We start from the raw sequence: 25,527 nt of genomic DNA on the forward strand, positions 1-25,527 counted from the left end.
ATATTATGATAGAAAATAATAATGTTGTATCAATTAAATATGAAGTAATAGATGCACTTACAAAAGAACTGATTGATAAAAGTAAAGACAACCAGCCTTTAGAGTTCATCACAGGATGTTCACAAGTGATTGAAGGTTTAGAACAACAAATCCAAAAGGCAAGTATTGGAGATTCTCTAAGTTTTAGCGTATCTCCGGAGCAAGGCTATGGAATCCGGAACCCAGAACTCATGCAAGAAGTTGATAGATCTCATTTTAGTCATATTGAATTAGAAAAAGGTATGACTGTGTTTGGAGAATCTGAAAATGGTATGCCTGTGCAAGTAATTGTTGCGGATTTTAACGATACCAGCGTCTTAATTGATTATAATCATCCGCTTGCGGGAAAAACATTGGATTTTAAGGTGGAAGTATTAGATGCAAGAGAAGCAACTCCTGATGAACTAGTCGCTGGTTTACGTGGGGGATGTGGAAGTGGTTGTGGATGCGGAAGCAATAAAGATTCTAATCACGAAAGTGGTGGCTGTTGTGGTGGTCATGGAGGTGGGGGATGTGGTTGCGGTCATTAATTTATTGAAAACAATCTCATAAATAATGTCTAAAAATAAACAAGATTCTTATATCTATATTTTCATATAGCTAACAATCTTGTTTATAAATCTCTCATTGTTCTATTTTTACATTTTATGCTGAAACTTAAAATTTTGTTGAAAATTCCTATTATCTGTTTATACCTAATATTATCAAAATTAAAATATATTACAAATTAGTTTTACACATTCCTAAAAATTTTTAGCTTACCAATCAGCTTATGCTTATAAAACTAAAAAATAATATTAAAGAGTTATAAAATAATACCAATATTTCATAATCTTCTACACTTTGAACTCTTGTTGCTTTATTAAAGATTAAAACTTTTTAATAAAAATTTGTAAAGATTTTGTAAAGAAACTTCAAATATTTTATTAAATATTAAGCAGAAGAAAGTTTTTATTAACATTATTTCTGATATAATTTTAGTTTTTCTTATAGTTTATTTGTTATAATATAAGATATAGATATATTTTTTAGGAGGCTTCATTATGAGTTCAGCAGTTTTTGATCAAGTAAAATTATTGGTAGCAAGTGAGTTAAAAGTAAAGCTAGATGAGATTACACCAGAATCAGACTTCACTAAAGATTTAAATGCTGATAGTTTAGATGTTGTAGAATTTATTATGTCTTTAGAAGAAAAGTTTGACATTAAAATTCCAGATGAAGATGCGGAAAAGATAAAAACTGTTCAAGATGTTGTAGATTACATTAATACTGCCAAAGGTAGTTAAGTTTTTGTTCATGTTGATTTAATATAACTTTTTTTGAGGAGCATGTGCTTGCGGCGAGTTGTTGTAACAGGTGTTGGAATGGTAAATGCACTTGGTCTAAATAAAGATATTTCGTTTGAAAGAATAGTAAAGGGAGAAAGTGGCATTAAAAGAATAGAATCTTTTGATGTTACTGATTTCTCTGTGCAAATTGCAGGCGAAATTATGGATTTTAATCCCGAATCAGTTCTTGATCCAAGAGAAGTAAAAAAAGCACACAGATTTATTCAGCTTGGACTATTGGCAGCAAGGGAAGCTCTACAAGATAGTGTAAAGGATTCTAAAGAATCCTTTTTAAATGAAAATTTAGAAGTTTTTTCAGATGTTGGTGAGAATTTTGGAATCAGTTCAGCAGCTGGTATTGGTGGGTTAGAAAATATACAATCCAACTCAATTGCTTGTTATACAAGAGGTCCAAGAAGAGTTAGTCCATTTTTTATTCCTTCAGCACTTGTTAATATGCTTGGAGGATTTGTATCAATACAACATAAGCTCAAAGGTCCAAATCTTTCGAGTGTTACTGCTTGTGCTGCTGGCACACACGCCATTATTGAAGCTGCAAAAACAATTATGCTTGGATGTGTTGAAAAAATGCTTGTTGTTGGTGCAGAGTCTTCTATTTGTGCTGTGGGGGTTGGTGGATTTGCTGCCATGAAAGCTCTTAGTTCCTCTCATAATGACAACCCACAAAAAGCATCAAGACCATTTGATAAAAAAAGAGATGGTTTTGTTATGGGTGAAGGAGCAGGTGCGTTGGTGCTTGAAGAATATGAAAGTGCGAAGGCTCGTGGTGCAACAATTTATGGTGAGCTATGTGGATTTGGTGAAAGTAGTGATGCAAATCATATTACTACCCCTGCTCCAGAAGGAGAAGGTGCGTATCGTGCAATGAAACAAGCTTTGCAAATGGCAAACATTCGCCCTGATTATATTAATGCACATGGAACAAGTACACATTATAATGACTTATTTGAAACACAAGCATTAAAAAAAGTCTTTAACGGTAATGTGCCTCCAGTAAGCTCAACAAAAGGACAACTTGGACATTGTCTCGGAGCCGCTGGGAGTATTGAAGCAGTAATTTCGTTGATGGCAATGAGAAGTGGTATCCTACCTCCGACCATTAATCAAGAAGAGAGCGACCAAGAATGTAATTTAGACTACATTCCAAACACCGCTCGTGAAGCAACAATCAATTGTGTTATGAGTAACTCTTTTGGTTTCGGCGGAACAAATGGTGTTGTAATATTTAAAAAGTGTAAGTAATGGCTACATATTTGGATTTTGAACAACGATTGAAATCGTTACAAGAAGACATTGATACGGCTTTATTGTCTAATGATGAAGTAGCAGTCGAAATTCAAAAGCAAGAATTAAAAGATGAAATTAAAAGAATTTATGCTCGTTTAAATGATTACCAGAAATTACAGCTTGCAAGACATCCTGATAGACCTTATGCACTCGATTATATTGAGCTTATTATGCAAGATTCTTATGAAATTTTTGGTGATAGGCATTTTGGTGACGACAAAGCAATTGTATGTTATTTAGGAAAAATTGGAAATGAAAAGGTTATGGTGATCGGTGAAGAAAAAGGAAGGGGAACAAAAAATAAGATTCTAAGAAATTTCGGTATGCCACATCCCGAAGGTTATCGCAAAGCCTTGCGTGTTGCAAAGATTGCAGAAAGATTCAATATACCTATTCTTATGCTTGTTGATACTGCTGGAGCATATCCTGGACTCGGTGCAGAAGAGAGAGGGCAGAGCGAAGCTATAGCAAAAAACTTAGAGGAGTTCTCGGCACTACAAGTTCCAACAATATCAATTGTTATTGGAGAAGGTGGTAGTGGTGGTGCATTAGCTATCGGCGTTGCTGATAAACTTGCGATGATGGAATATTCTATTTTTAGTGTTATATCGCCAGAGGGTTGTGCAGCAATATTATGGAATGACCCCACAAAAATTGAAGCTGCCACAAAAGCTATGAAAATTACCCCAAATGAACTAAAAAAAGCAAACCTTATTGATGATATTATTAAAGAACCGCGAGGTGGAGCACATAGAGATAAGGAAGCAGCCGCAAAAAGACTAAAAACATATTTTCTTGACTCATTAGAGCAAATACGAGCTACACCAGATTTTATTGCTCGTAGGTATGATAAGATTATGAGTTATGGGTCATTTAAAACAGAGTAACTTTGTAATTTTTTGTTATGATTTATAGTCCCCACACCCATCCCTCCCAATAAAATATGACTTTTTCTACATAGTGCAAATAACGCATGAGCATTTTATAAAAGTGCAGTAAAATTAAAACTTAAGAGAAACCTACAAAGCCTACTATTGTGGGGAAAGTTTTATAGAAGTATATTTACAGAGAATCTTTCATGATACAGAGATTTACAAAAAGTTACATAACTACATCTTAAACAAAAATATAGAGTATATCAAAGATTTACGATTGATTTATGGAGCATTTTAATTGAAAGGAAAACTATGGGCGTAGTATTCGAGCAACAAATGGAAAACATTAACAAGGCTTTAGAGAAAATACGACAAATGCAACCAGAAGCGAGTAAGCTTCAAAAGTCTTTAGCAAAAGTGCGTATGAATCCTATGAACGCAAGTATCGAAGTAGCTAAAAAAGGCTTAAAAACACTTTTGACACTCTTAGACGCAGTGTATAACAAAACAAAAATGATAGTCTTTGCGGGTTTAGCCGCAGTCGCAGGATTAGGCATGTGGGGGAGTAAAGAGAATGAGAAAAAACAGGCTAGTAAAGATTTAGGTTATAAGAATGCGGCTGAAGCTCACGCTATGCAATCCACAGGGAAAATCATGGGGCGAGGCGACCAATTTTACGAAGCAGGAGGCAAACTCAATCAATCTGTTTATGATTTAGAGGGGAAAGACGAACATTTTGTAAATTTAGGCTTAGATAGGCAAAGTATGCAGAACTTAAGCACTATGGAGAAAATAGCAAAGACTATAGAAGCTATACAAAAACAAAAAGCTTTCCAACAAGGCGGAGCTTTATACACACAAGCAGAACAAAGCTTACAAGAAATAGCGGGTATGTCAGTGCAACAAGCTATGAGTATTAACCTAAGAGAATTTAGAGGAAATTTTAATGACCAATATTCTAGTGCAAAAGACGCAGGGTTAGACAAAATGGCTAACATGGGGAGCAAGTGGGAGCGAATGTTAGCAAGTTTCCAAATATTTGCTACAAAAATAGCAAGTTCTCTTAGCAGTGGTTTTGGCACTTTGTTTGATAGTATAAGCAAAGGGTTAAAAGGATTGATGAATGATAAAGGATTCAAAGACTTTTTAAAAAGCTTGAATGATATGTTTTCTAATTTTGCGGATGGGGCAAGTGATAAGATAGGAGATTTTATAGCAGATATACCTAATTTAATGCGTTCCTTGCAAAATTTCTTTTTAACGATAAGTAATTTTATACAAGATTTAAGCACATGGAAATTGATTGGGTGGGAGGATAAAAATAATCACGATAAAATCCATCGTAATATTGAATTAAATAAAAAAACAATAAGAGATAATCAAGTGCAAAACTTTCTTCATAATGCTAAAAGACAATATGAGAAAGGTATTAAATTTGAATACAATGAGGCTTACGATATTATGAGAAATAGCCAGAGAAGAATGGCATTAGAAAAAGAATTAAATGTAACTAGGCAAGACTTAGAAAAAGCGGTTACACAAGGCATAAGTCTTAGAGAGGTTGTAAGACAGAAAAAAGAAGTGCAACAAAAGCAAAAAGTTGAAGTAGATGTTAAAGTTAATGTTGATAGCCCTTATAATACTATGGTAATGACAAAAAGTAAGCAAAAGATTTACTAATTTCTTTGATTTTCTGCCTCTGGCTCACTATCCTTACTCAAACATTTATCAAACTCCTTTTCATTTTTAGCCTCAGCCACACAATCCATAGAATCACCACCATGACCAAATCCAACACGAAAAGTAAGATAAACAGATGAAAATCTTGCTAGATTAAAAAGTGAAGTTCCTTGTATAAATTTATCTTCCATATCAAAAAACTCTAATCCAGCATTATCAATTACTGCTAAATCATTACCATTTAATTTTGAACCATAAAACAACGCATAAGTTTCATATTTTTTGATATTGTTATATGAAGTATCATTATAAAGCGATTCTGTGTCTTTTCCATATTTTTTTTCTAAATCTTGTTTGACTTTTTCAGCACTAAGCATGAATTTAAAGCCATTACATAAATTATCACTTTGCTTTTTAGCTTTTATGCAATTATCTTGATACCAAGTTATCGTTTTTGCTCTCTCTTTGTCTAAATTTATTTTTGCAAACAGAAAATTACAACCCAAGCACAATGCAATAAAAACTACTTTTGAATAAAACATAACAAACCTTTATAAATTTATAGTATAATTTCAGCAGGGTAAGAAACGCCCTCATATATCTTGCTAGTGATATATGTTTAGCACACACACTTTATTTACTCGAGGTATCATGCTGAGGCAATTTACCTCCGCTTTCTTTCCATTCTAAGAAATCAATAAACATATTTAAAGCATTTTCAGCAATTACTATGCGTTTTAAACCTCTGCGTTGGCAAAACGCATTTACCCTTGCGTTTGTGCCTCTTGTGATTATCATCGTGGCATTCATTCTTTCGTCTTTTGGGGGGATTGTCGTGTATTCATCTGTTACACTTGATAAGAAATTCTGCATTATGTCATAATATTTTTACACTTTTTAGATATTACAAAATCTTGTGAACACATTTATATTAAGAATTGAATAAAATCTATTAGAGAAATTTATTATTTCTAGCTTATCTAAAAACTTTTCTATCTAGCATCGAGACAACAAAATTCTAACATATTATTTTTACATATTTTTTACATGAATAGGGAGAACTTTTTACATCCTTTCTTTACACTTACCATTAAGTAAAGTCTAAATATATCGCAAAAAGAATTGCATATTTTTAAAGATTTATTAAAGGATATTTATGAAAAAAGACTTGCTTTCCTTAGTCTTGTCTCTCTCTTTAAGATTTTCTATTTTTAGCACACTCGGAATCTTTATTCTATTAATTGGTTTTATCTTTTTTAAAGGAATACAATATCTTACCCCAAGCCTTTTCGCATGGGAATATACAAGCCAAAATGTCTCCATGATGCCAGCAGTTATTAATACAATTAATATGGTATTTCTTTCCCTTATAATTGCTATGCCAATTGGAATCTTTGGTGCAATTTTCCTTACAGAGTATAGCAACAAAAAAAGCAGAATCATTGCTCTTATAGCAATCGCTGCTGAAACGCTTGTTGGTATTCCTAGCATTGTATATGGATTGTTTGGATATTTGGCTTTCGTTATTTACTTTGGTTTTAAAACAAGTTTTCTAGCAGGCAGTCTTACTCTTTCTATTATGATTCTCCCACTCATTTTACGCAGTTCTCAAGAAGCACTCAAGTCTATACCAATGAGTTATCGTGAAGCAAGTTTTGCTCTTGGTGCAGGGAAACTCCGCACAATCTTTTCTGTTGTATTACCTGCTGCTGCATCGGGGATACTTGCGGGTGTGATTTTAAGTATTGGCAAAATTGTTGGGGAATCTGCTGCCCTTTTATATACATCTGGTGCAGTAGCAAAAGTCGCTGGATTAATGGATTCTGGACGAACATTGAGTGTGCATATGTATGCTATATCAAGCGAGGGATTACATATTAATGAGGCTTATAGCACCGCAATGGTGCTTATTGTGCTTGTACTAGGTATCAATATCGCCTCAAATTTCATCGCCAACAAACTCATTAAGGAATAATTATGGATAGAAAGTATTGTTTTAACATTAAAGATATGAATCTCTTTTATGGTGGATTTCATGCACTCAAAAATATTAATATGCAGATTGAAAAAGGGGAAGTAACAGCTTTTATAGGACCTAGTGGTTGTGGTAAAAGCACTTTTATTAAAAGTCTTAATCGCATGAATGACCTTATTGAGAATTGTATTATCAAAGGAAAAATTTTATTCTTTGGAGAAAATATTTATAAAAAATATGATGTCAATTTATTACGAAAGAAAGTTGGTATGGTATTTCAGAAACCAAATCCATTCCCAATGAGTATTTATGATAATATTGTTTTTGGGCCAAAAACACATGGTATCAAAAACAAAGAAAGACTAGATTGTATTGTGGAAGAGTCGTTAAAAGATGTTGGATTGTGGAAAGATTTAAAAGATAGGTTAAAACAATCGGCATTGGCATTAAGTGGGGGGCAACAACAAAGACTCTGTATTGCACGAACAATCGCAGTCAATCCAGAAGTGATTCTCATGGACGAACCAACAAGCGCACTAGATCCAATATCAACACTTAAAATAGAAGAACTTATTGCAAAACTTAAAAAAGAATATACGATTATTATTGTTACACATAATATGCAACAAGCAAATAGAATCTCTGATAGAACAGCATTTTTTTTACTTGGAGAGATGATAGAGCTTGATAACACGCAAAAAATCTTTAATAACCCAAAAAATAAAAAAACAAAAGACTATATAGAGGGAAAATTTGGATAAATTTCTACATTATATTTTATAAATAGAATCTCATTAAATCCAAAATCAGGAATGTATTAAATATTAATAGCGATAGACAAAGATAAGTATAAAAATGTAAATTCATTCTCAGAAGAAGACTATACATTATTATTCATTGCTTTTACACAACTAATGATTTTTTACTTTTCTTGTTTTGATATAAAAGATTTTCTTTTTTAATTGTTGCAATATGTGGCACATTTTATTCTTACTTTTTGCATTGCATATATTTTCTATAAATCTCTATTCTTTTGAAATTTTAATTTATAAAATTGATAAATATGTTTAGTAACATTAATAAAATTATCTTAGAATTCCTTTATTAATATTACTAATTAAAATATAGTAATATTTGATATTTTTAAAGGTCATTTATTATGCGTTTTTTCATTTCTTGCCTCTTTGGATTTTTTTGCATTATACATGCAAAAGATTCCTCAGTAAATCTAAAGAATACATATAATCCACACAATAAGATAATTTACTCTGTTTTCCATTTACCACAAAAAACAATAGTTGGATACCATAACGAAAAACAACCAAAATTTTTTACTTGTTGCACAATCAGAATCTCGTGATATTATTACTGGAGATTCTCAACAAGATAAAAAAGAGTCCTCAGTAAAGATTCAACAAAATCACTATCAGCTTAAAGGAGTTGTCGCTACAGGTTCTACCTTGCAAAGTGATGTTACAAAAATTCCGGGAAATATGAGTGTAGTAGATTCTAAGAGTATCATGACAATGCCAAACACTAAGATTACTGATACAATCAAACGATTACCAGGAGTGCGTATCGATAATGATGTGAGTTTTAATCCACGTCCAAAGGTAAAAATACGCGGAATCAATTATGGTACATTACTTATGCTTGATGGTGTGATTCTAAGTGATTTAGAAGGTGAATCTAGAATCTTAAATCAAATTTCACTCTATGATGTAGAACGTGTAGAGGTCGCTAGAGGGAGCTTTGCTAGTCTCTATGGCACGGGAGCAATAGGAGGTGTAGTCAATTTTATTACCTCCATGCCAAATAAATTTGAAACAACCTTTATCACAGGATATGGTAATGAGCTAGTAAAAGGACAAGGAGATCAAAATACTTTTAAAATCTATGGGAGCATTGGAAGTGCTTTTTTTGATAAACGATTTAAAGTAAAACTAAGTGCGGGATATACACGTGGTGATATGGAGGCTGGCTTTCCTACATATTTTGCAAATGGGGATAATACCGCACAAAATAGTGGATTGAGCGGATATTATGTTGATAATGCTGGACAAACTATTATTGGGACAGGTGGGAGACGAAAATTACAAACCTATGATATTCGCCTAAAAACAAGTTATGATATAAGTGAAAACGATACAATCTCTGCTATGTTAAGTTTCTCAAATCATTATTATCGTTTTAGTGGATATACAAGCTTCTTAAAAGATTCTCAAGGCAATCCAACCGATTTAATTTGTCTTACAGATAAACCATATAAAAACTATTTTATAGGTTCTGGGCTTGGTGGCATTGGTAGTTATTCGCATTTGCTTGGAAATCTTAACTATATTCATGATTTTGAAGATTCTACACTTAAAATTGCCTTTTCAACAATGAATCTTTTTAGCTGGTGGCAAGACGCTGATAGAGATAATGCTAACAATCCCGGAACAATCAATGGTGGTGCAGGGAAAACACAGGATACAAACTCAAGTAGTAATTACTTAGACATTATATATCAAGACAATCACTTTGATAATCATCGTGTCTCTGCAGCATTACAATTTCGTTATTATAAATATGCACAAGATCAACGCTATATGACAAATTGGCTTGATAAAAATACACGCACAGATTCTTATCGTAACTTTGGCAATGACGCCCTTGTGGCTTCAGCATATATTAATGTAGATTCACAATGGCTTGATAGTCTTAGCACCAACATTGGATTGCGTTATGATTTTTGGCAAAATTTTAATGGGTATTTTTATAATCAAGAAGCATTATCACAAAATACTACAAATGAGGAAAACCGCTTATCTGTTTTTAGTCCAAAGTTTGGTATAAACTATAAACCACTTTCAACCAATACACAGAATTTAATTTTTAAAGCAAGTATTGGCACGGGCTTTCGCATGCCAACAATGAGAGATAAATATCAATTTACACATGCTAGCAACTATTGGGATATTAACCCCAATCTTAAACATGAGAGTGCATTAAGTTTTGATATAGGAACAGAATATACACTAGATTCAAAAATATTGCAAGGGCAATTTACAACAAGTCTTTATTATTTCCAAATTGAGTTAAGGGATATGATTTATCGTGAAGGCAGTGGCGATGAAAATAATCCATGGAAATTTATCAACGCAGGGAGAGGTAGGATTTTAGGGATTGAGTATGCTTTTAGTATTCCATTGTTTCTTGAGGGTTTAACACTTGATGGTAACTATACATTAACGCGTGCAATTGTCCTCAAAAATCCTACAAAACCCACAACAGAAGGTAAGCAGATTCCAGCAACACCATTGCACAGCTTTAACCTCTCGCTTAATTTCATGTCTCATGCTCCAAGCGGATTCTATAGTTCATTGTGGGCTTTCTATGTTCCAGCATTTTATAATAATGATTTAAATTCAACTCCGCTTAGAAATACTTATGGATATTATGAAGATCAATTTAGCCTTAATCTTAAAATAGGTTATCGCTTTCATAATGGGCTTGATATTTCAGTAAGCTTTTATAATATGACAAACTATCGTTATTATGATTTCTACCAAGTTGCAGGGGTAAGTGCTTACGCACAACTGGGGTATAAGTTTTAATTTTCTTTCTTATTGGAATAGATTGTTAATGTAAAGAGAATCTTCTATGTATTAAAGAATATTATGCAATTTATAAAGTTAGTCTAAAGAATGCAAATCGCATAGGGGAGAAAATATAAAAAACAAATGTTATAATATTATGCAAGGTAATTTTAAGAAAAAATATTGTGGAATTTAGGGAATGTATTTTTTGTTTTTGCACAATTCACAAGCACTACAAGAATTTGTGTTAGAAAGTCTCTTGTATTTAAAGTAGTTCCGAAGGAGGACACTTGGTTTATGAATATATGGATTCTAAAGCAATGGAGTATGCACACTTCAATCCAAAACGGGCGCCAATTCTTTTTAAAAAGTTGCAACCACATATTAACATCTCAAGCTATAATATCCACATTATTGGCACAAATGGCAAGGGAAGCACAGGTAGATTCATAGCACAAAGCCTTTATGAATCTCATCATAGTGTATTACACTTTACTTCCCCACATTTACTTGAATTTCGAGAAAGATTCCATTTAAATAATTCAATTGTGAGTTTAGAACAATTAGAACAAGCACATAACTTTTTGCAACAATTTGATTTCATGTGCGAGGCAAGTTATTTCGAGTATGCAACATTTTTAGCTATCGTGTTAGCACAAGAATGCGAGTATCTTATTATGGAGGCGGGTGTTGGAGGAGAATATGATAGCACTTCTGTTCTTCAGTATCAAGATACTTTATTTACTCGGATTGGTATTGATCACAAGGATTTGCTTGGAGACTCTTTGGAGAAAATTGCTCTTACAAAATTGCGTGCGGCACAGGGAAATATCTGGACACATTTTCAAGAAAATTTGGTGCTTGAACTTTTTAGTAATATGGATTCTATGTCTTTATCAAATAATTGTTTACATACAGAATCTTTTTCACCACAATCACATGTCATTCAAGATTCTCAGAAACAATCTGACGTAAAGCAACATAAGATCACATACCTTTCTCAAAATAACATACAAAAACAAGTTGTCCAAGAATATATAAAACAATATAATCTTCCGGTATTTTTACAAGAAAATCTTGCATTTGCTAATCTTTTTTTAGAATCATTACAGATTCCATTACTTCGTGCAAGATTAAATTTAAGAGGTAGGTTTGAGAAAATCCAAGAAAATCTTATTATTGATGTTGGGCACAATGAAATGGCAGCGGAAGCCATACTACAAGAAGCAAAAAAATGTTTTAAAAACGAAAAATTTATTCTTATTTATAATAGTTATAGAGGAAAAGAAATTGAAAAAATACTCAGTATTTTTCAGCATAACATTACAAAAATTATTATTCTTAATGTAAACAACCCAAGAATTTTAAATCCAAAAGAAATGCGAGAGATTCTATTAAAATTAAATATTCCTTATGAGTTTTTTTATCCAACAAATAAGAAAAGCTACGTAAAAAAGAGAAAAAGGCTTGACGAGTTTTATAAAAATTTGATAGAATCAAAGGATTCCTTTTTACAATCAAAACAATACTATTTAGTTTTTGGAAGTTTTTCACTTGTGGAATGCTTCTTGCGTATATATAATATAATGAATATTGCAAAATCATAAATTTAGTTTTTGGGAAATAAAATGAAAGATATACAAAAAATCAAGCAAACTCTTACGATTACTATTGTTGATGAAAATGGCTCACGACAATTCACAATGGCAAAAGTCATGCAGAGAGTAATTGCATATGGTTTTTTATTTTTGTTTTGCAGTATTATTGCGGGATATTTTGCAATGTCGATTTTTATTGAGAAACTCGATCAAATCACGGTTACCAAACAAGAAACATACAAACAATTTCAGAGTATGCATGAGCAAAATGTATTTTTGCAAGACGACATACAAAGTAAGTCCGAAGAACTCCAAGTTATGCGTGATAAAATAAATGATTTAGAAAAAATGATGAGTTTATATGCTTTTAATCGTGAAAATAATAAACTACAAGAAATAGACTTGCAAAATTTAGCCACCACACAAAAAGCGACTATTTTACAAATTATTCCAAATGGAAATCCAGTAAATCTCTTTGAAATGAAACAAAAAACCAGCGGAATATCGAAAGAATTATATGTGCTTGTAAATACAGGGAATTATCCAACACAAAATGTTGCAAATATGGGATATAATTATTACACAGGCAAAAGTGAACCTGTTTTTGCCACAGCTGATGGCATTGTAGAATCTACTCGTGAAAACAATCAACGATATGGTTATGGTAATCTTGTCCGATTATCTCATGTTTTGGGATTTAGCACTGCTTACACAAATCTTACTGCGGTAAATGTAAAAAAGGGAGACTTTGTGAGCAGAGGTGATATTATAGGCTATACAACGCCTAGTCCGGGTAAAAGTCACACAAGCCTTTATTATGAAGTAAGATTCTTAAGCGAAAGCTTAGATACGCTTTCTTTCATTGATTGGGATAAACATAATTTCAAATCTATTTTTGACCCTAAGAAAAATACAAACATTGATATTAAGAGTCTTATGTGGGCATTAAATGATATTGTGAAACTGAATGATATTTCAACGCATTTTGCATATAATGGTGTGGAAAATCTTATCTCTAACTCAAATACTAACAATACCCTATCAAAGCAAGCTTTTAATGCCACTACCACAAATCAACTCACAACACATGATATTTCAATAAATGATAAAATAGTTCAAAAGACTATTGTCAATTTTCAAAAATAAGTAGCATATAATGAAGTTTGATAGGCGTTTGGTTATTATGATAACTGATCTGCATGGATCAAAATATATTAATGTTGATATGATTTTTAAGCAATTAAGTGCTTATGTGCTTGTATTTATTTTGACCTTAGGATTATTTATTTATGCAAGTATTACCATCATTAACAAGGAGATTGAAGAAACGAAAAACCGCAATAATTATTTATTAAAAGAGTTTGCTGATATGCAAAAGCATAATCAACACCTTAACAAAGTAGTGCAAGAAAAAGATGAGGAAATAGCACTTGTGGGCGATAAATTTGAAACTATTGAAAGTGTTATTGGTGTTAAAAAAGATGATGTAGGCGAAGAGACATTGCTTGAGAGTGATGATTTTAGTTTGATGGAAAGAATGGACACTACCTCAATTTCTGCATTACAAAAGTCTTTTATTATGAAATTTATCCCAAATGGTAAACCATTGGATATTGAATTGCGTATTTCTGGACCTTATGGTAAACGTTATCACCCTATTTTAAAAATCTATCATATTCATACAGGGATAGATATGGCAACTCCGATGAATACGCCTGTATATGCAACTGCAGATGGTGTAATAGATTGGGCAAGCAATAGTGGCAATGGTGGTTATGGTAAGCTTGTGAAAATTTCACATGCTTTTGGATTTCGCACTTATTATGCACATTTAAATGATATTAAAGTGCAGAGAGGTGAGTTTGTGAAAAAAGGTCAACTGGTGGCGCTTTCTGGTTCTACGGGAACTAGTACGGGCCCCCATTTGCATTACGAAATCAGATTCTTGGGACAGCCCATTGATCCTATTAATTTTATTCAATGGGATATGCAAAATTTTAATTCAATTTTTGAAAAAGAAAGGAGAATCTCATGGCTTTCTTTGCTGGAGATAATAAACAACCTAATGGGAAGGAAACAGGAGCAGCTACAATCATCGCCGCAAATACAAGATTCAAGGGGGAAATAACAACAGATTGTCATTTTCATACCGATGGCGAGTTTGAGGGCACTATTCATTCTAAAAATACCGTAATGGTTGGAAAAACAGGTTTAATCATTGGTGATGTATATGCACAAAAAGTCATTATCAGTGGTCGTGTTACAGGGAATGTCGAGGCAAAGACAATCGAGATTTTAGCCAATGGTAGATTAGAAGGTGCAATCACTTCTGATGAGTTGGTAATCGAGCGCAAAGGCATGTTCTTGGGACAATCAAAAAATAATATTAAAGATGGCATACAAGTCTTACCGAAAGAGGCAACACCTAGTATAGAAATTAAAAAATAGAATCTTGTATTAAAAAACCTTACAAAGTTTAAACAAAAGAGATTATTTCTATAATGCTTAATATGTAGATTATGCTCGAATATTTAATTGTATTGTTCTTTAATTTATCATTGAGATGAGAGCGGTTATGTGTTGATAACATTCCATAGTTTTGATTCCAATAATTATAAGTATGGATTTTTGTATTTACATACTAAGAGCCTCAACAATGGTATGAAAGGTAAAAATGAATTATGTGCTTGTAAAGTTACCAAATTGGCTCGGAGATGCAGTTATGCTCACACCGACTATTTCCCTTTTACACACTATTTATCCACAAGCAAAACTTGTTTTGGTAGGAAATGCCCTAAGCACAAGTATTTTTACGACTAATGATTTTATCATAAAAATATTTATTGATAAAAGTAAAGAACAAAGAGGATTTTTTAAGCGATTAAAGGCAACCAAGAAACTGGCATACGATATTAATCTTTACCTCAAAGAACAAAATATTTTACAATTTGACTATGCAATAACAACACAAAATAACTTTTTTTCCGCTTTTTTACTCTCTAAAATCTTTACAAGATATTCTGTGGGTTATGGCGATAAACATTTTCTTGGGTTGAGGCAATTTTTACTTAGCAATATTATAAAATTCTCTAGTTCTCGTTCCCCAGTTTGCAAACATCAAGTTTTAAGCTATGTTAATTTACTATTAGCAGTATTGCCACCTGATTTTTTTAAAAAAATTTTAGAATCTACAACAATAGATTCAATAAAAAAACACCCAAATTATAATCCCAATGCAAGTCTCGTGCAAAATGTGCTTTTCACACAAACTCCAGAACTTATGCTTTTCACGCAAATTACAACGAAAAAACCATTTGATAAAAAAATAGTTGCAATTAGTCCAGGTGCGAGTTATGGCATTTCAAAAATGTGGTTGCCACAATATTTTACTGAAATCATTATAAGTTTTGTAAAAAAAGGATATTCTGTTAGAATCTATGGAGCAAAAAGTGAACTAAAACACAATAATACTATTTATGAAAATGCAGTGAAAATGCTCCCATTAGAATCTCCGATTGAGAATCTTAGCGGGAAAACAAACTTACAAGAATTAATAAATTCACTTTATGAATGTAGTCTCTATATTGGGAATGATAGTGGAACAACTCATATTGCAAAAGCATTGAAGATTCCAAGTGTTATAATTTTTGGTTCTATGCCTTTTGCTTGGTGTAGTCCATGGAGTATTTGCACAATAAAAAAACAAGAGGAGTACTACTATATTGATAATACTATTGCTGTACAAAAGCATTTGCCCTGTGTGCCTTGCAAAAAAAAGATATGTCCCTTACAACACCACAATTGCATGAAGCTTATTACCCCAGATGAAATACTAAACCTTGCTTTATCGCTGCAATAGTGTATAATTTTATGAGAAAAATACTTTTTAATCAAGTTGTTCATATTAACAACATTAATCTATAAAACTACTAAGATAATCCTCACTTGAATAACTTCTGTTCATTTTTCCCTATTAGTTTGAATTCTATTATTTATTGTATTTTCACTGTAATATAAATTTTAAATTACAATTCCCTTTTCTTTAGATTGCTTAATTTTTTAAAAGAATCTTACACGAAAGATTGAAGGGGGATAGAATAATTTTAATTGCAGGATTACTTATATCAACTATTGCACAACACCATATTCACCATTTGCATATTGATGTGCAACACCACAAGATTCAATAAATGCTGCAATATTAGAGATTTCTATTGTTATGGTATTTGATTTTTGAGAATTTTTATCTTTAATAAAGATAATTGTTGTTTCGGGGATAAGATTTGGACGCAGGAGAAATTTTTTCTTATTTTGTGTATCTTTTTCTTGTATCATACTATGAATCATAATTCCTTTTGCGTATAAACCACATGTTTGGGGCTTCCCTGTTGAAATAAAAGTAAAATCAATTTTAAAATCTTTGTAGTTATTCAATGCGCTTAGAATAACTTTTTCCCAACTTGAATCATCAATAGTTTTGATATATTGTGTATTAAAGAGCCATTGTTCTTGTTCTAAATTTGGAACACCCGTGTTTGCATCTCGTATAAGTGCCTCTTCTGTTTTTTGCTGAGAGTTATTACACCCCAGCAAAAAACAGAAGAACACAGCTAACATAATCCTAAATATAACCATCACTGCATTCCTATACTAATCTAATAATAAAATAATTTTATCACAAAATAACAATAAAGATTCATTTTTCTTAAAGAATGCGAATTGCAATACTTTATATTCGTTTGATTCTATAATGACATAACTAAAGACAACAATTTTGAACTCTAAAAATTATTTCAAAAGAAATTTTACTTTAATATCCTCAAAAATACTTTACAAAAAGAGAAATATTGTATAATTCCATTTCTCTTTTTGCAATAAACTTATTTTTGGAGCAGTCATGCAAAACAAAACCTTAAGTGATATGAATTCTAACATTTTAGAGTCAGAACAAACAACACATTCCCAACAAATAAATGCCACATCTACATACAAGCTACAAGATTCACAATATCCCGCTAAAAAATCTAAACAAATAGCTGCTGTTGCTTTATTTAGTGGTGGATTAGATTCTATGATTTCCATGCAACTTCTTCATGAGCAAGGAATCAAAGTATATGCACTCAATTTTAATATTGGCTTTGGAAGCAACAAAGATAAAAGTGAATACTTTCACAATGCCGCTAAGCAGGTTGGTGCAGAACTTATCCAAATTGATATAGCAAAACAATTCTTTGATAATATACTTTTTAAGCCCCAATTTGGCTATGGACGATTTTTTAATCCTTGTATCGATTGTCATGCAAATATGTTTTCTCACGCATTCTCAAAAATGCTTGAACTTAATGCAGATTTTGCAATAAGCGGAGAAGTTTTGGGACAAAGACCAAAGAGTCAAAGACGAGATGCACTTGATCAAGTGCGAAGTCTTATTAGAAAAATAGGTGAAAATCCTAAATATGATTCTATCCTTAGTCGTGATGGAAACGATATAACAAAGCCACGGACCCTTGATGAATTGATGTTGCGTCCAATGAGTGCAAAACTCTTACCAGAGAGCTTCCCAGAAAAAATGGGCTGGGTAAATAGAGAACATCTATTGGGAGTAAGTGGAAGAGGAAGGCAAACCCAATTTGATTTGCTTAAAAAGTATGGATGGAAATATCATGAAAAGCCGGGTGGTGGTTGTCTGCTGACTGATACTTCAGTGACATTAAAAATTAAAGATATGATGACACATAGAGAAGTTGTTTTTGAAGATATTGCTCTCTTTAAAAATGGGCGATATATGGTGCTGGATAATGGTGCAAAACTCGTGATTGCACGCAATGAAGAAGAAAATAAAAAGCTTGATATAACACACTCTAAAATGGATAAAATAATCCCAGAAGCAATAGGTCCTTTAGCATTACTTGATAAAAATGCGACAGATTCTGAAAAAATATTGGCGGGACGCATTGTATTGAGTTATTGTAAAACAGACCCAAATCAAAATTACAAAGTTACTATTGGCGATGAATATTTTAAGTTATCACCCTATCCTCGAGAGGAAACAAGTAAATTTTTATTTTTAAAATAATTGAATCTTGCTTCAAAGATAAAACTTTTTAACAATTTCAGTGAAAAAACTTATAATTTATATTAAGAACAATTCCTTATAATAAAAAGATTTTTATTCTTTCTCAAGAAATTGTGCGAAAAAGCTAATGGAGGCAAATCCTTTAAGCCCACTTTTTTGTATCTCTTCTATACGCTTTTTATTATTAACGCCTCCCAATCCAAAAGTTTTATGTTTAAGGGATGGTGGTAAAGATTCTATAAAATCAATTCCTAAAGCTTTATTTCCCTTATCATAATAAATTGGGCTAATGGTAGCATAATCAATGCCCACAGAAAATGCTTGATAGAGATCATTCAGCGAGTGGGCACTATAAAATAATGGTATTTTGCCTTGTTTAAAACTTTGTTTCAGGCTTATATTGTTCAAAGGATATATCTGTTTATTATACTTTTCATTGAAAATATCCATGTTGCAAAGCATTGTGTAATACTCATAAAATATTTTATAATTACACATTATATTTTCTTTTTGCAAGAGAGAATCCTTAATCATGGCATGATTATTTTGTGTCAAAAAATTCCACACCACATTTATTTCATGCCGTATTTTTTTACAAATATTACTTTCTAGAAAGCAAATATCAGATTCTTTAAAGTGTATTCCAAGTGAAAATCCTCGCATCAAAAGTGCATAAAAAATCTCAATTTTATAACAAGAAAGATTAATAATCGGAGTTGTGCCATACTTATAACATATTTGCAAAAAAGAAAGTAAAGCTTTGGTCTCATTAAAATTCAATAAAGCAGTATTATGATAACGAAAACATGCAAAATCAATATGCAGTATATTGTGTGTGTGTCTATAAACTTGCTTAAGAGAATACATTAAATGATTCGACATATCAGCCTGAGAATCTTCATAATATGTATCTGATACAATGAGATAGGAGCAAAACATAAGAATAAGTCTACCCAGTATTATTTTCTTAAAACGACTTCGCGACATTATACATGAATTTTTGTCTTTTATTCTACTGTATTTTTTGCAGTGAAATTTTTAATAAGACCTTAATACACTAATAAAAAATAATTCTACGACTCTTTGAATCTTTAAATAAATTTGAATAAAGCTAGTTTTACTACAAGAATCAAGATTCTTTTATAAATTTTGCAATGCGAACAAAACCTTCTTTAAGCTGTTCCAAATCACACGCAAAACTCATACGAACAAAACCATCCATACCAAATGCACTACCAGGCACTAGAGCAACACCAACTTTTTCTAACAATGCCTTACACAATTTCATACTGTCCCCATTATATCCACTAATATTTTGAATATTAATAAAAAGATAAAAAGCTCCATGTGGTTTTTTTATGTTAATGCCCGGAATTTCACCAATCAGGTTACATGCAATATCCCTACGTTCTTTAAAGGCTTCACGCATATAGTTAATATCAACATCCGCAGCACCATTCAGGGCAAGAATAGAAGCCTTTTGAGTAATAGAATTGATATTTGAAGTGCATTGACTTTGCAAATTATTCATATATTTAATAAGTGTTTTATCTTTGCATGCAACATAACCCATACGCCAACCTGTCATAGCCACAGACTTGCTTAATCCATTAATAGTAATTGTGCGTTGCAATATCCTATCATTCAATGAACCAATACTTGTAAATTTACCTTCATAAACAAGTTTCTCATATATTTCATCGCTAATTATCCATAAGTTATGATTTAGAGCAATCTGGGCAATAGATTCCAATTCTTCACGCGTATATATCATACCTGTTGGATTTGATGGGCTAGTCAGCACAATCGCTTTTGTTCTTGGTGATATGGCACGCTCAAAATCTATGCTTCGTGCTTTAAATTCATACTCTTCACTTGTTGGGATAAAAACTGGCTTACCACCACAATAAGTAACAAGTTCAGGATATGTTACCCAATATGGGCTAGGAATAAGCACCTCATCACCTTCATCAATAAGAGCTTGAAATGTATTGAACAAAGATTGCTTTGCACCATTACTAACAATAATTTCACTTGCATTATAATCAAGGTTATTATCTCTTTTAAGCTTATTTGCAACTGCTTCTAATAACTCTGGAACTCCTGCAACAGAAGTATATTTTGTAAAGCCACAATTAAGAGCACGAATAGCTTCATCTTTAATAATCTGTGGTGTATCAAAATCAGGTTCTCCTGCACTAAAGCTTAAAATATCTTTACCATCCGCCTTTAGCTTTCTTGCAAGCGTAGCAACAGCAATGGTCGCAGACTCACCCAAGCTTTGAATACGTCTTGAATATTGTTGCATAAGAACTCCTTATGAAATATTTTCTATTATTATAGTAGCAAAAATAAAGCAACTACAAGAACAATTTTACATTTAATTTCTCATCTAAAAAAACAGATATGAAAAAACTTAACATTTTATTTTCATTCGTTATCAAATTTACCTTAATTTGATCTCGCTCAGATAGCTTGAGAAAAAAACCAATCAAACAAGTAGGTAAAGGATAAGAATTTATAAATTTTACCTCTAATTCATCAAATGCTTTTTCTTTTAGGTGTTCTATTTCATCAGTTTGTGCAATATCAAACATATCATTTTTAAAAATTTTAAACTCATCATAATCTTGCACCACTCCTGTGCAAATGATACTAAGTTTTCGATCTTGAATAGAACCTTCTAGTGCAAAATTTGTTGTCATCTAATCTCCTAAACCTACATTTTACAAGGATTGTTTCATTAAACCAGCTTAAAATTAACAATATAATCTTGCCTTGATTCTTGTTTTTGTGTATTTATTTCTATTTGTGCTGTCTCAGTTTTAAGTGGGTAAATAAGCGTATAAATCTGATAAATAAATATCGCACCAACCATTAATGGTGCTAAGATTCTAATTGCAAAGAGCCAAAATGTAAATTCTAAAGGTGATAAATATGATTTTGTCCATTCTCTAAGGTGTTTAGTTTTAATAGCAAATCCCACAAAAAGTGCAGTGATTATCCCACCTAAAGTCATCAGAATATTTGCACTAATCCAATCTGCCCAAACAAATAGTGATTTTCCACCGAAGCTTAACTCATCATGATTCTCATCAAGTGAAAGAATTAATACTGAACCAACAATAAAGATTATTCCACTCATAACCCATGAAAGAAAAGCACGATTTTTCCCTGTTTTATCTTCAAGCCACTTCACAGAAGGTTCAAGCAACGAAATCGTGCTAGAGATTCCAGCAAAAGCCAGACCAACCATAAAAAACATACAAATAACACTTCCAAGCGTTCCCATCTTACCAAACATAACAGGTAAAGTAATAAACACTAAACCCTCACCTTCTCCAACATCGGCTTTTGTCCCATATTCAAACACAAAAGTAAATATTGTTAGTCCTGCAATAATTGAAATGATGATACCGGGTATTAGCACCCAAAGGGCTGCATTAAAAAGATTCTGTTTCTCGTCAGTAAAAGCCGCATAAGTTACAACAATCCCTATACCTAAAGAAAGGGAAAAAAACACCTGCCCCATAGAATCTATAAGTGTTTTAGCAGTAATCTTACTAAAATCAGGAGCAAACATAAAATGAAATGAATCGCTAAAATGTTCAAGTGTCATTGCATAAATTAATAATCCAATAAAAATGATAAATAGTAGTGGCATAAGCACAAAATTCAGTTTTTCAATACCATTTTTTACTCCCTTTGCAACAAAATACGCTGTAAGGATAATCACGACAGCAAAACTTATAATTTGTGCAGTAAAATTTTGTTTTAAATGTGCAAATAATAATTTAGAATCTGTCATATTATCAGGTAAATGTAAGCTCATGATTGCAAGATAATATACAACCCAACCTAAAACTATACAATAAAATGTCAAAATCAACGGACCACCAATAATTGTTAAACCAACTAAATGCCATTTCTTATGCTTACTCTCATCAAGAATATAAAAGGCATCTTGTGCATTTGTTCTTGTTCTGTTACCAATCAACATTTCGGCAATCAACATGGAAACACCAATAGCAACAGAAATAATTAAGAAAAGGAGGATAAAAGCTGCACCGCCATTTTGTCCAGCCATAGTAGGAAATCTCCAAATATGTCCAAGCCCGATGGAGCTACCTAGAGTTGCCATAATGAAACCTATTTTAGAAAAATTTGTCATTTCTTCTCCTTGTAAGTAAGCCAATACTGAAAAAGCCACTTTACAATATATTGATATATAAATGTAGCAAATCTTTATTGATAATTAAGTAAAATACGGCATCTTTTTAGTAAAAATATACCAAAACAGCAAAAATTAATTAATTTTGGGGAGATATAAAACAGCTCTGTATAATTTTTATATGTATGGTATAAAGAACCATGCAAGGCTTTTTAGTTTCAGATTCTTTATTTTAAATTAAAAACTTTAGAATCTTTTAGTATGCAATATAATTATATAATTCAATAACACCTCTTTTTGCTGGTATCTCTTCTTGTTTCTCAATAAAAGTATAAATCTTTTTTTTATCTTTTTCACAACCTGTAAGATTCAACTCAAGTGTTTCTGAATCTTTTTTCCATAACCAATACTGACATTTTACACTATCTGAATTCACAAAATTAAACTCATGTTTTTTATTATCAAACGGCAAACCAAACTCAAGAATTTTTGTGAGTTGTGCAATTATCTCATAGGATTTTGGTGTGCCATCGCCCCTTAATCGTTCAATAGAATCATGAAGTATGGAAGCATATAGTGTTTCCGTTCGCATAGATTGATAAAAACATTTTGAGGCATAACACATAAAATCTCCAGTGCAAATTTCATCTTGCCATAAAAGATCGCATTTTGGTTCAGGAATTGCAAATTTTTTGTAATTAAATATCCTCCATAAAAGCCTATCAATAAAAGTAGATTTAATAGGAATATCGTATGATTGATATGCGGATAATGGAATATTTGTGTTAGTCTGTGCTTGCAAATTAAAGAAAACAAAAAATCCGCACAAAAATATATATTTTAATGTAAAATTACATAGTCGTAAATTATGATAAATATGATAAAAAACTTGCTTACTATTAATAAATATTGCAATAGCATATTTTTTCATATCTTCCTCAACAAAATTAGATTTTCTAAGAATTTTCTTGTTTTATAGAATCTTGCACACTAATTGTTCGTAAATAACCATTTTCAGACAGCATTACATAAAGTTTACCTAACACTATTTTTTTGTTTTCAATATCCAAATCACTCTCTTCAATATGTTGTTTCAAAATTCGCTCAATCTCTTTAGTATCATAATCTAAATCATCTAAGACATCTACAATAGTTTGTGCTTCCAAAAGATTCTCAATTTCATAATCCTTATTTAACTCATCATCAAACACAACACTAAATTCTGTTGGGTGTGTAAAGAGATTATGCCGCATACCAAGCACTTCTTGATATGCACCAACAAGAAAAAATCCTAAAAAATATTCCTCTTTAGAAACATCAACATCATGAAGAAATAAAGGCATTTGTGGATTAAATGAAATCTCGCCATCACTATCACAAGTAATATCCCAAAGACTTGCAGCACGAGTTGGACGACGATTCAATCTATCAAGTGGCATAACCGGAAAAATTTGTTCCAATCCCCAATAATCAGGCAAACTTTGAAAAAAACTACAATTTAACAAATATCTTTCTTGCACACTTTTTTGAATCTTTAAAATATCGTTGTGGTTTTTATATTTCAAGAGTTGAATAACTTTTTTGATAATCAAATGAACAAGAATTTCAGTATTGCTTCTATCCTGTAAATCAATATAACCTAAGTCAAAAAGTGTCAAAAGAGATTCCATGTGATCAAGGCTATCGTGGAGATATTCAATCGCATTTTTCTCTGTAATAGAATTATATAAATCATTCAATTCTTCAACTAATTGTGGATTTTGCTCTTTTAATCTTAAAGCTTCTTCATCATATTCTTGACTAAAAAGCTCCAAAACAGGTGCAATCAATACTGCATGTGAAGCTGAAATAAAACGACCAGATTCTATAAAAATATCAGGCTCTAATTCATTTTTATTTTTTGCAATTTCTTTGAGGCTAAAAACAACATCTCCGCTAAACTCATTGAGTGTGTAATTTCTACAATTCATACCCTCATGTTGTGCATATTCAACGGCAAGACCACCACCAATATTAACGGCTTTGAGATTACTTGCACCCATTTTGCGTAACTCTGCATAAATATTCCCAACTTCTCGAATCGCTTTTTTAAGTGGCGAAATATCGCTAATCTGACTACCAATATGAAAGTGAATCATCGTAAATTTATGCAACAACTGAGATTCTTCTAGCATTCTCATGGCTTCTAAAAGCTCTGTTGAGGTAAGTCCAAATTTTGAAGTAATGCCACCACTTTTTGCCCAAATCCCAGTGCCAATGCTATGAAGCCTTATTCTTAAACCAATGTTTGGATATGGTTCACACATTTCTTTTGCCACTTCGATAATTGTCTTGAGTTCATTTAATCCTTCAATAGTCAATGTTATATCATGCCCCATATTTGCTGCGATAAATCCTAAACTTATCATCTCCTTATCTTTGAATCCATTTACTGTGATGGGACTTTGTTTATTTGTATAAGCCATCGCAATGATAAGTTCAGATTTACTTCCTGCTTCTAAACCATAATGTTTATCTTTACTAACTTGCACAAGTGGAAGAACAAAATTTGGCATTTGATTAACTTTTAATGGAAAAACAGCCTTAAATTTTCCTTGATATTGGTATTCTTTAATGGAAGTTTCAAAAGCAGTGTATAATTTTGTAATTTGATTCTCAATCAAATGTGGAAAACGTAAGAGTAAAGGACCTTTATAGCCTTTTTCTCTTGCCTCCTTCACAATATCAATAAGTGCTGGTTTAGATTTATAATTTACTTTAACCACACCCTTGTCAATAATGAAATCATCATTTGACCAGTATTTAATGCCATAATCAACCATAATATTACTCAAGATATAAAAATTCTCTTAATACTATAAACCCTCAAATAATCTTAGAATCTAAGTAAAGCTCT

Annotated in this window: 23 protein-coding genes; 14 read left to right on the plus strand and 9 right to left on the minus strand. The window is 31.9% G+C overall.

Going from position 1 to position 25,527, the window contains the following annotated elements; genetic code table 11:
- Nucleotides 1-5: 5 nt before the first annotated feature.
- The 5 genes from CQA53_RS02695 to CQA53_RS02715 all read left to right on the plus strand — a co-directional run bounded on the left by CQA53_RS02695 (nt 6) and on the right by CQA53_RS02715 (nt 5,230).
- A complete protein-coding gene (locus CQA53_RS02695; protein WP_115542486.1) occupies nt 6-569 on the plus strand; it encodes an FKBP-type peptidyl-prolyl cis-trans isomerase in 564 nt (187 codons plus the stop codon).
- 513 nt (nt 570-1,082) lie between these two features.
- Nucleotides 1,083-1,325 (plus strand): acyl carrier protein, encoded by a 243-nt coding sequence (gene acpP / locus CQA53_RS02700; protein WP_181882331.1) that lies wholly within the window; start codon nt 1,083-1,085, stop codon nt 1,323-1,325.
- Nucleotides 1,326-1,373: 48 nt separating this feature from the next.
- Nucleotides 1,374-2,630, plus strand: a complete 1,257-nt coding sequence (locus CQA53_RS02705) for a beta-ketoacyl-ACP synthase II (protein WP_115542607.1) — start codon at nt 1,374-1,376, stop codon at nt 2,628-2,630.
- Nucleotides 2,630-3,562, plus strand: a complete 933-nt coding sequence (gene accA, locus CQA53_RS02710) for an acetyl-CoA carboxylase carboxyl transferase subunit alpha (protein WP_115542488.1) — start codon at nt 2,630-2,632, stop codon at nt 3,560-3,562. Before CQA53_RS02705 ends, accA begins: the two co-directional genes overlap by 1 nt.
- Nucleotides 3,563-3,862: 300 nt before the next feature.
- Complete coding sequence (locus tag CQA53_RS02715) at nt 3,863-5,230, plus strand: hypothetical protein (protein ID WP_115542489.1); 1,368 nt, start codon at nt 3,863-3,865, stop codon at nt 5,228-5,230.
- Here the strand turns inward: CQA53_RS02715 and CQA53_RS02720 are convergent.
- Together CQA53_RS02720 and CQA53_RS02725 are read right to left on the minus strand one after the other, a co-directional pair.
- On the minus strand, nt 5,227-5,772 hold the full coding sequence (locus tag CQA53_RS02720; RefSeq protein ID WP_115542490.1) for a hypothetical protein: 546 nt from the start codon (nt 5,770-5,772) through the stop codon (nt 5,227-5,229). The genes CQA53_RS02715 and CQA53_RS02720 overlap by 4 nt on opposite strands.
- Before the next feature lie 91 nt (nt 5,773-5,863).
- A complete protein-coding gene (locus tag CQA53_RS02725; protein ID WP_115542491.1) occupies nt 5,864-6,103 on the minus strand; it encodes a hypothetical protein in 240 nt (79 codons plus the stop codon).
- Nucleotides 6,104-6,386: 283 nt separating this feature from the next.
- Here CQA53_RS02725 and pstA point away from each other — a divergent pair, with 283 nt between their 5' ends.
- From pstA to CQA53_RS02765, 8 genes are all read left to right on the plus strand, one after another.
- Nucleotides 6,387-7,205, plus strand: coding sequence for a phosphate ABC transporter permease PstA (gene pstA, locus CQA53_RS02730; RefSeq protein WP_115542492.1), 819 nt, complete (start codon nt 6,387-6,389; stop codon nt 7,203-7,205).
- A 2-nt stretch (nt 7,206-7,207) separates the two neighbouring features.
- Nucleotides 7,208-7,966, plus strand: coding sequence for a phosphate ABC transporter ATP-binding protein PstB (gene pstB / locus CQA53_RS02735; RefSeq protein ID WP_115542493.1), 759 nt, complete (start codon nt 7,208-7,210; stop codon nt 7,964-7,966).
- Between the two features lie 537 nt (nt 7,967-8,503).
- Nucleotides 8,504-10,804, plus strand: coding sequence for a TonB-dependent receptor (locus tag CQA53_RS02740; RefSeq protein WP_115542494.1), 2,301 nt, complete (start codon nt 8,504-8,506; stop codon nt 10,802-10,804).
- Between the two features lie 272 nt (nt 10,805-11,076).
- Nucleotides 11,077-12,393, plus strand: coding sequence for a glutamate ligase domain-containing protein (locus tag CQA53_RS02745; protein ID WP_245945599.1), 1,317 nt, complete (start codon nt 11,077-11,079; stop codon nt 12,391-12,393).
- A 21-nt stretch (nt 12,394-12,414) separates the two neighbouring features.
- Nucleotides 12,415-13,530, plus strand: a complete 1,116-nt coding sequence (locus CQA53_RS02750) for a murein hydrolase activator EnvC family protein (RefSeq protein ID WP_115542495.1) — start codon at nt 12,415-12,417, stop codon at nt 13,528-13,530.
- 10 nt (nt 13,531-13,540) lie between these two features.
- Entirely contained in the window at nt 13,541-14,512 is a 972-nt protein-coding gene (locus CQA53_RS02755) for a M23 family metallopeptidase (protein ID WP_115542496.1), read from the plus strand.
- Entirely contained in the window at nt 14,416-14,832 is a 417-nt protein-coding gene (locus CQA53_RS02760; RefSeq protein ID WP_115542609.1) for a bactofilin family protein, read from the plus strand. The genes CQA53_RS02755 and CQA53_RS02760 overlap by 97 nt, the downstream gene beginning before the upstream one ends.
- 226 nt (nt 14,833-15,058) lie before the next feature.
- Nucleotides 15,059-16,243, plus strand: coding sequence for a glycosyltransferase family 9 protein (locus tag CQA53_RS02765; protein WP_115542497.1), 1,185 nt, complete (start codon nt 15,059-15,061; stop codon nt 16,241-16,243).
- Nucleotides 16,244-16,512: 269 nt separating this feature from the next.
- Here CQA53_RS02765 and CQA53_RS02770 read toward each other — a convergent pair whose 3' ends face one another.
- Nucleotides 16,513-17,019: a hypothetical protein gene (locus tag CQA53_RS02770; RefSeq protein ID WP_115542498.1), complete on the minus strand. Its 507-nt coding sequence runs from the start codon at nt 17,017-17,019 to the stop codon at nt 16,513-16,515.
- A 262-nt stretch (nt 17,020-17,281) separates the two neighbouring features.
- Between CQA53_RS02770 and CQA53_RS02775 the strand changes: the two genes are divergently transcribed.
- The gene (locus CQA53_RS02775; RefSeq protein ID WP_281271161.1) at nt 17,282-18,460 is read left to right on the plus strand and encodes a 7-cyano-7-deazaguanine synthase; all 1,179 of its coding nucleotides are present in this window, start codon (nt 17,282-17,284) and stop codon (nt 18,458-18,460) included.
- Between the two features lie 93 nt (nt 18,461-18,553).
- Here CQA53_RS02775 and CQA53_RS02780 read toward each other — a convergent pair whose 3' ends face one another.
- The 6 genes from CQA53_RS02780 to speA all read right to left on the minus strand — a co-directional run bounded on the left by CQA53_RS02780 (nt 18,554) and on the right by speA (nt 25,453).
- Nucleotides 18,554-19,399: a thiamine phosphate synthase gene (locus CQA53_RS02780; RefSeq protein ID WP_181882332.1), complete on the minus strand. Its 846-nt coding sequence runs from the start codon at nt 19,397-19,399 to the stop codon at nt 18,554-18,556.
- A gap of 190 nt (nt 19,400-19,589) precedes the next feature.
- Nucleotides 19,590-20,768: a pyridoxal phosphate-dependent aminotransferase gene (locus tag CQA53_RS02785; RefSeq protein ID WP_115542500.1), complete on the minus strand. Its 1,179-nt coding sequence runs from the start codon at nt 20,766-20,768 to the stop codon at nt 19,590-19,592.
- Nucleotides 20,769-20,820: 52 nt separating this feature from the next.
- Nucleotides 20,821-21,165: a hypothetical protein gene (locus CQA53_RS02790; protein WP_115542501.1), complete on the minus strand. Its 345-nt coding sequence runs from the start codon at nt 21,163-21,165 to the stop codon at nt 20,821-20,823.
- A 38-nt stretch (nt 21,166-21,203) separates the two neighbouring features.
- Nucleotides 21,204-22,631 carry a sodium-dependent transporter gene (locus CQA53_RS02795; RefSeq protein WP_115542502.1) on the minus strand — a complete coding sequence of 476 codons (1,428 nt, stop codon included), beginning with the start codon at nt 22,629-22,631 and terminating at the stop codon, nt 21,204-21,206.
- A gap of 256 nt (nt 22,632-22,887) precedes the next feature.
- Entirely contained in the window at nt 22,888-23,562 is a 675-nt protein-coding gene (locus CQA53_RS02800) for a hypothetical protein (RefSeq protein ID WP_115542503.1), read from the minus strand.
- Between the two features lie 25 nt (nt 23,563-23,587).
- Nucleotides 23,588-25,453 carry an arginine decarboxylase gene (speA, locus tag CQA53_RS02805; protein ID WP_115542504.1) on the minus strand — a complete coding sequence of 622 codons (1,866 nt, stop codon included), beginning with the start codon at nt 25,451-25,453 and terminating at the stop codon, nt 23,588-23,590.
- Nucleotides 25,454-25,527: the final 74 nt, after the last annotated feature.

The organism is Helicobacter didelphidarum (genome assembly GCF_003364195.1).
GTDB classification, from domain to species: Bacteria; Campylobacterota; Campylobacteria; order Campylobacterales; family Helicobacteraceae; genus Helicobacter_A; species Helicobacter_A didelphidarum.

Bases quoted from the DNA above. Each gene is read 5' to 3' on its own strand.
- CQA53_RS02695 (WP_115542486.1), top strand. From the start codon at position 6: ATGATAGAAAATAATAATGTTGTATCAATTAAATATGAAGTAATAGAT.
- acpP (WP_181882331.1), top strand. From the start codon at position 1,083: ATGAGTTCAGCAGTTTTTGATCAAGTAAAATTATTGGTAGCAAGTGAG.
- accA (WP_115542488.1), top strand. From the start codon at position 2,630: ATGGCTACATATTTGGATTTTGAACAACGATTGAAATCGTTACAAGAA.
- CQA53_RS02715 (WP_115542489.1), top strand. From the start codon at position 3,863: ATGGGCGTAGTATTCGAGCAACAAATGGAAAACATTAACAAGGCTTTA.
- CQA53_RS02720 (WP_115542490.1), bottom strand. From the start codon at position 5,772: ATGTTTTATTCAAAAGTAGTTTTTATTGCATTGTGCTTGGGTTGTAAT.
- CQA53_RS02725 (WP_115542491.1), bottom strand. From the start codon at position 6,103: ATGCAGAATTTCTTATCAAGTGTAACAGATGAATACACGACAATCCCC.
- pstA (WP_115542492.1), top strand. From the start codon at position 6,387: ATGAAAAAAGACTTGCTTTCCTTAGTCTTGTCTCTCTCTTTAAGATTT.
- pstB (WP_115542493.1), top strand. From the start codon at position 7,208: ATGGATAGAAAGTATTGTTTTAACATTAAAGATATGAATCTCTTTTAT.
- CQA53_RS02750 (WP_115542495.1), top strand. From the start codon at position 12,415: ATGAAAGATATACAAAAAATCAAGCAAACTCTTACGATTACTATTGTT.
- CQA53_RS02755 (WP_115542496.1), top strand. From the start codon at position 13,541: ATGAAGTTTGATAGGCGTTTGGTTATTATGATAACTGATCTGCATGGA.
- CQA53_RS02760 (WP_115542609.1), top strand. From the start codon at position 14,416: ATGGCTTTCTTTGCTGGAGATAATAAACAACCTAATGGGAAGGAAACA.
- CQA53_RS02765 (WP_115542497.1), top strand. From the start codon at position 15,059: ATGAATTATGTGCTTGTAAAGTTACCAAATTGGCTCGGAGATGCAGTT.
- CQA53_RS02770 (WP_115542498.1), bottom strand. From the start codon at position 17,019: ATGGTTATATTTAGGATTATGTTAGCTGTGTTCTTCTGTTTTTTGCTG.
- CQA53_RS02775 (WP_281271161.1), top strand. From the start codon at position 17,282: ATGCAAAACAAAACCTTAAGTGATATGAATTCTAACATTTTAGAGTCA.
- CQA53_RS02780 (WP_181882332.1), bottom strand. From the start codon at position 19,399: ATGTTTTGCTCCTATCTCATTGTATCAGATACATATTATGAAGATTCT.
- CQA53_RS02785 (WP_115542500.1), bottom strand. From the start codon at position 20,768: ATGCAACAATATTCAAGACGTATTCAAAGCTTGGGTGAGTCTGCGACC.
- CQA53_RS02790 (WP_115542501.1), bottom strand. From the start codon at position 21,165: ATGACAACAAATTTTGCACTAGAAGGTTCTATTCAAGATCGAAAACTT.
- CQA53_RS02795 (WP_115542502.1), bottom strand. From the start codon at position 22,631: ATGACAAATTTTTCTAAAATAGGTTTCATTATGGCAACTCTAGGTAGC.
- CQA53_RS02800 (WP_115542503.1), bottom strand. From the start codon at position 23,562: ATGAAAAAATATGCTATTGCAATATTTATTAATAGTAAGCAAGTTTTT.
- speA (WP_115542504.1), bottom strand. From the start codon at position 25,453: ATGGTTGATTATGGCATTAAATACTGGTCAAATGATGATTTCATTATT.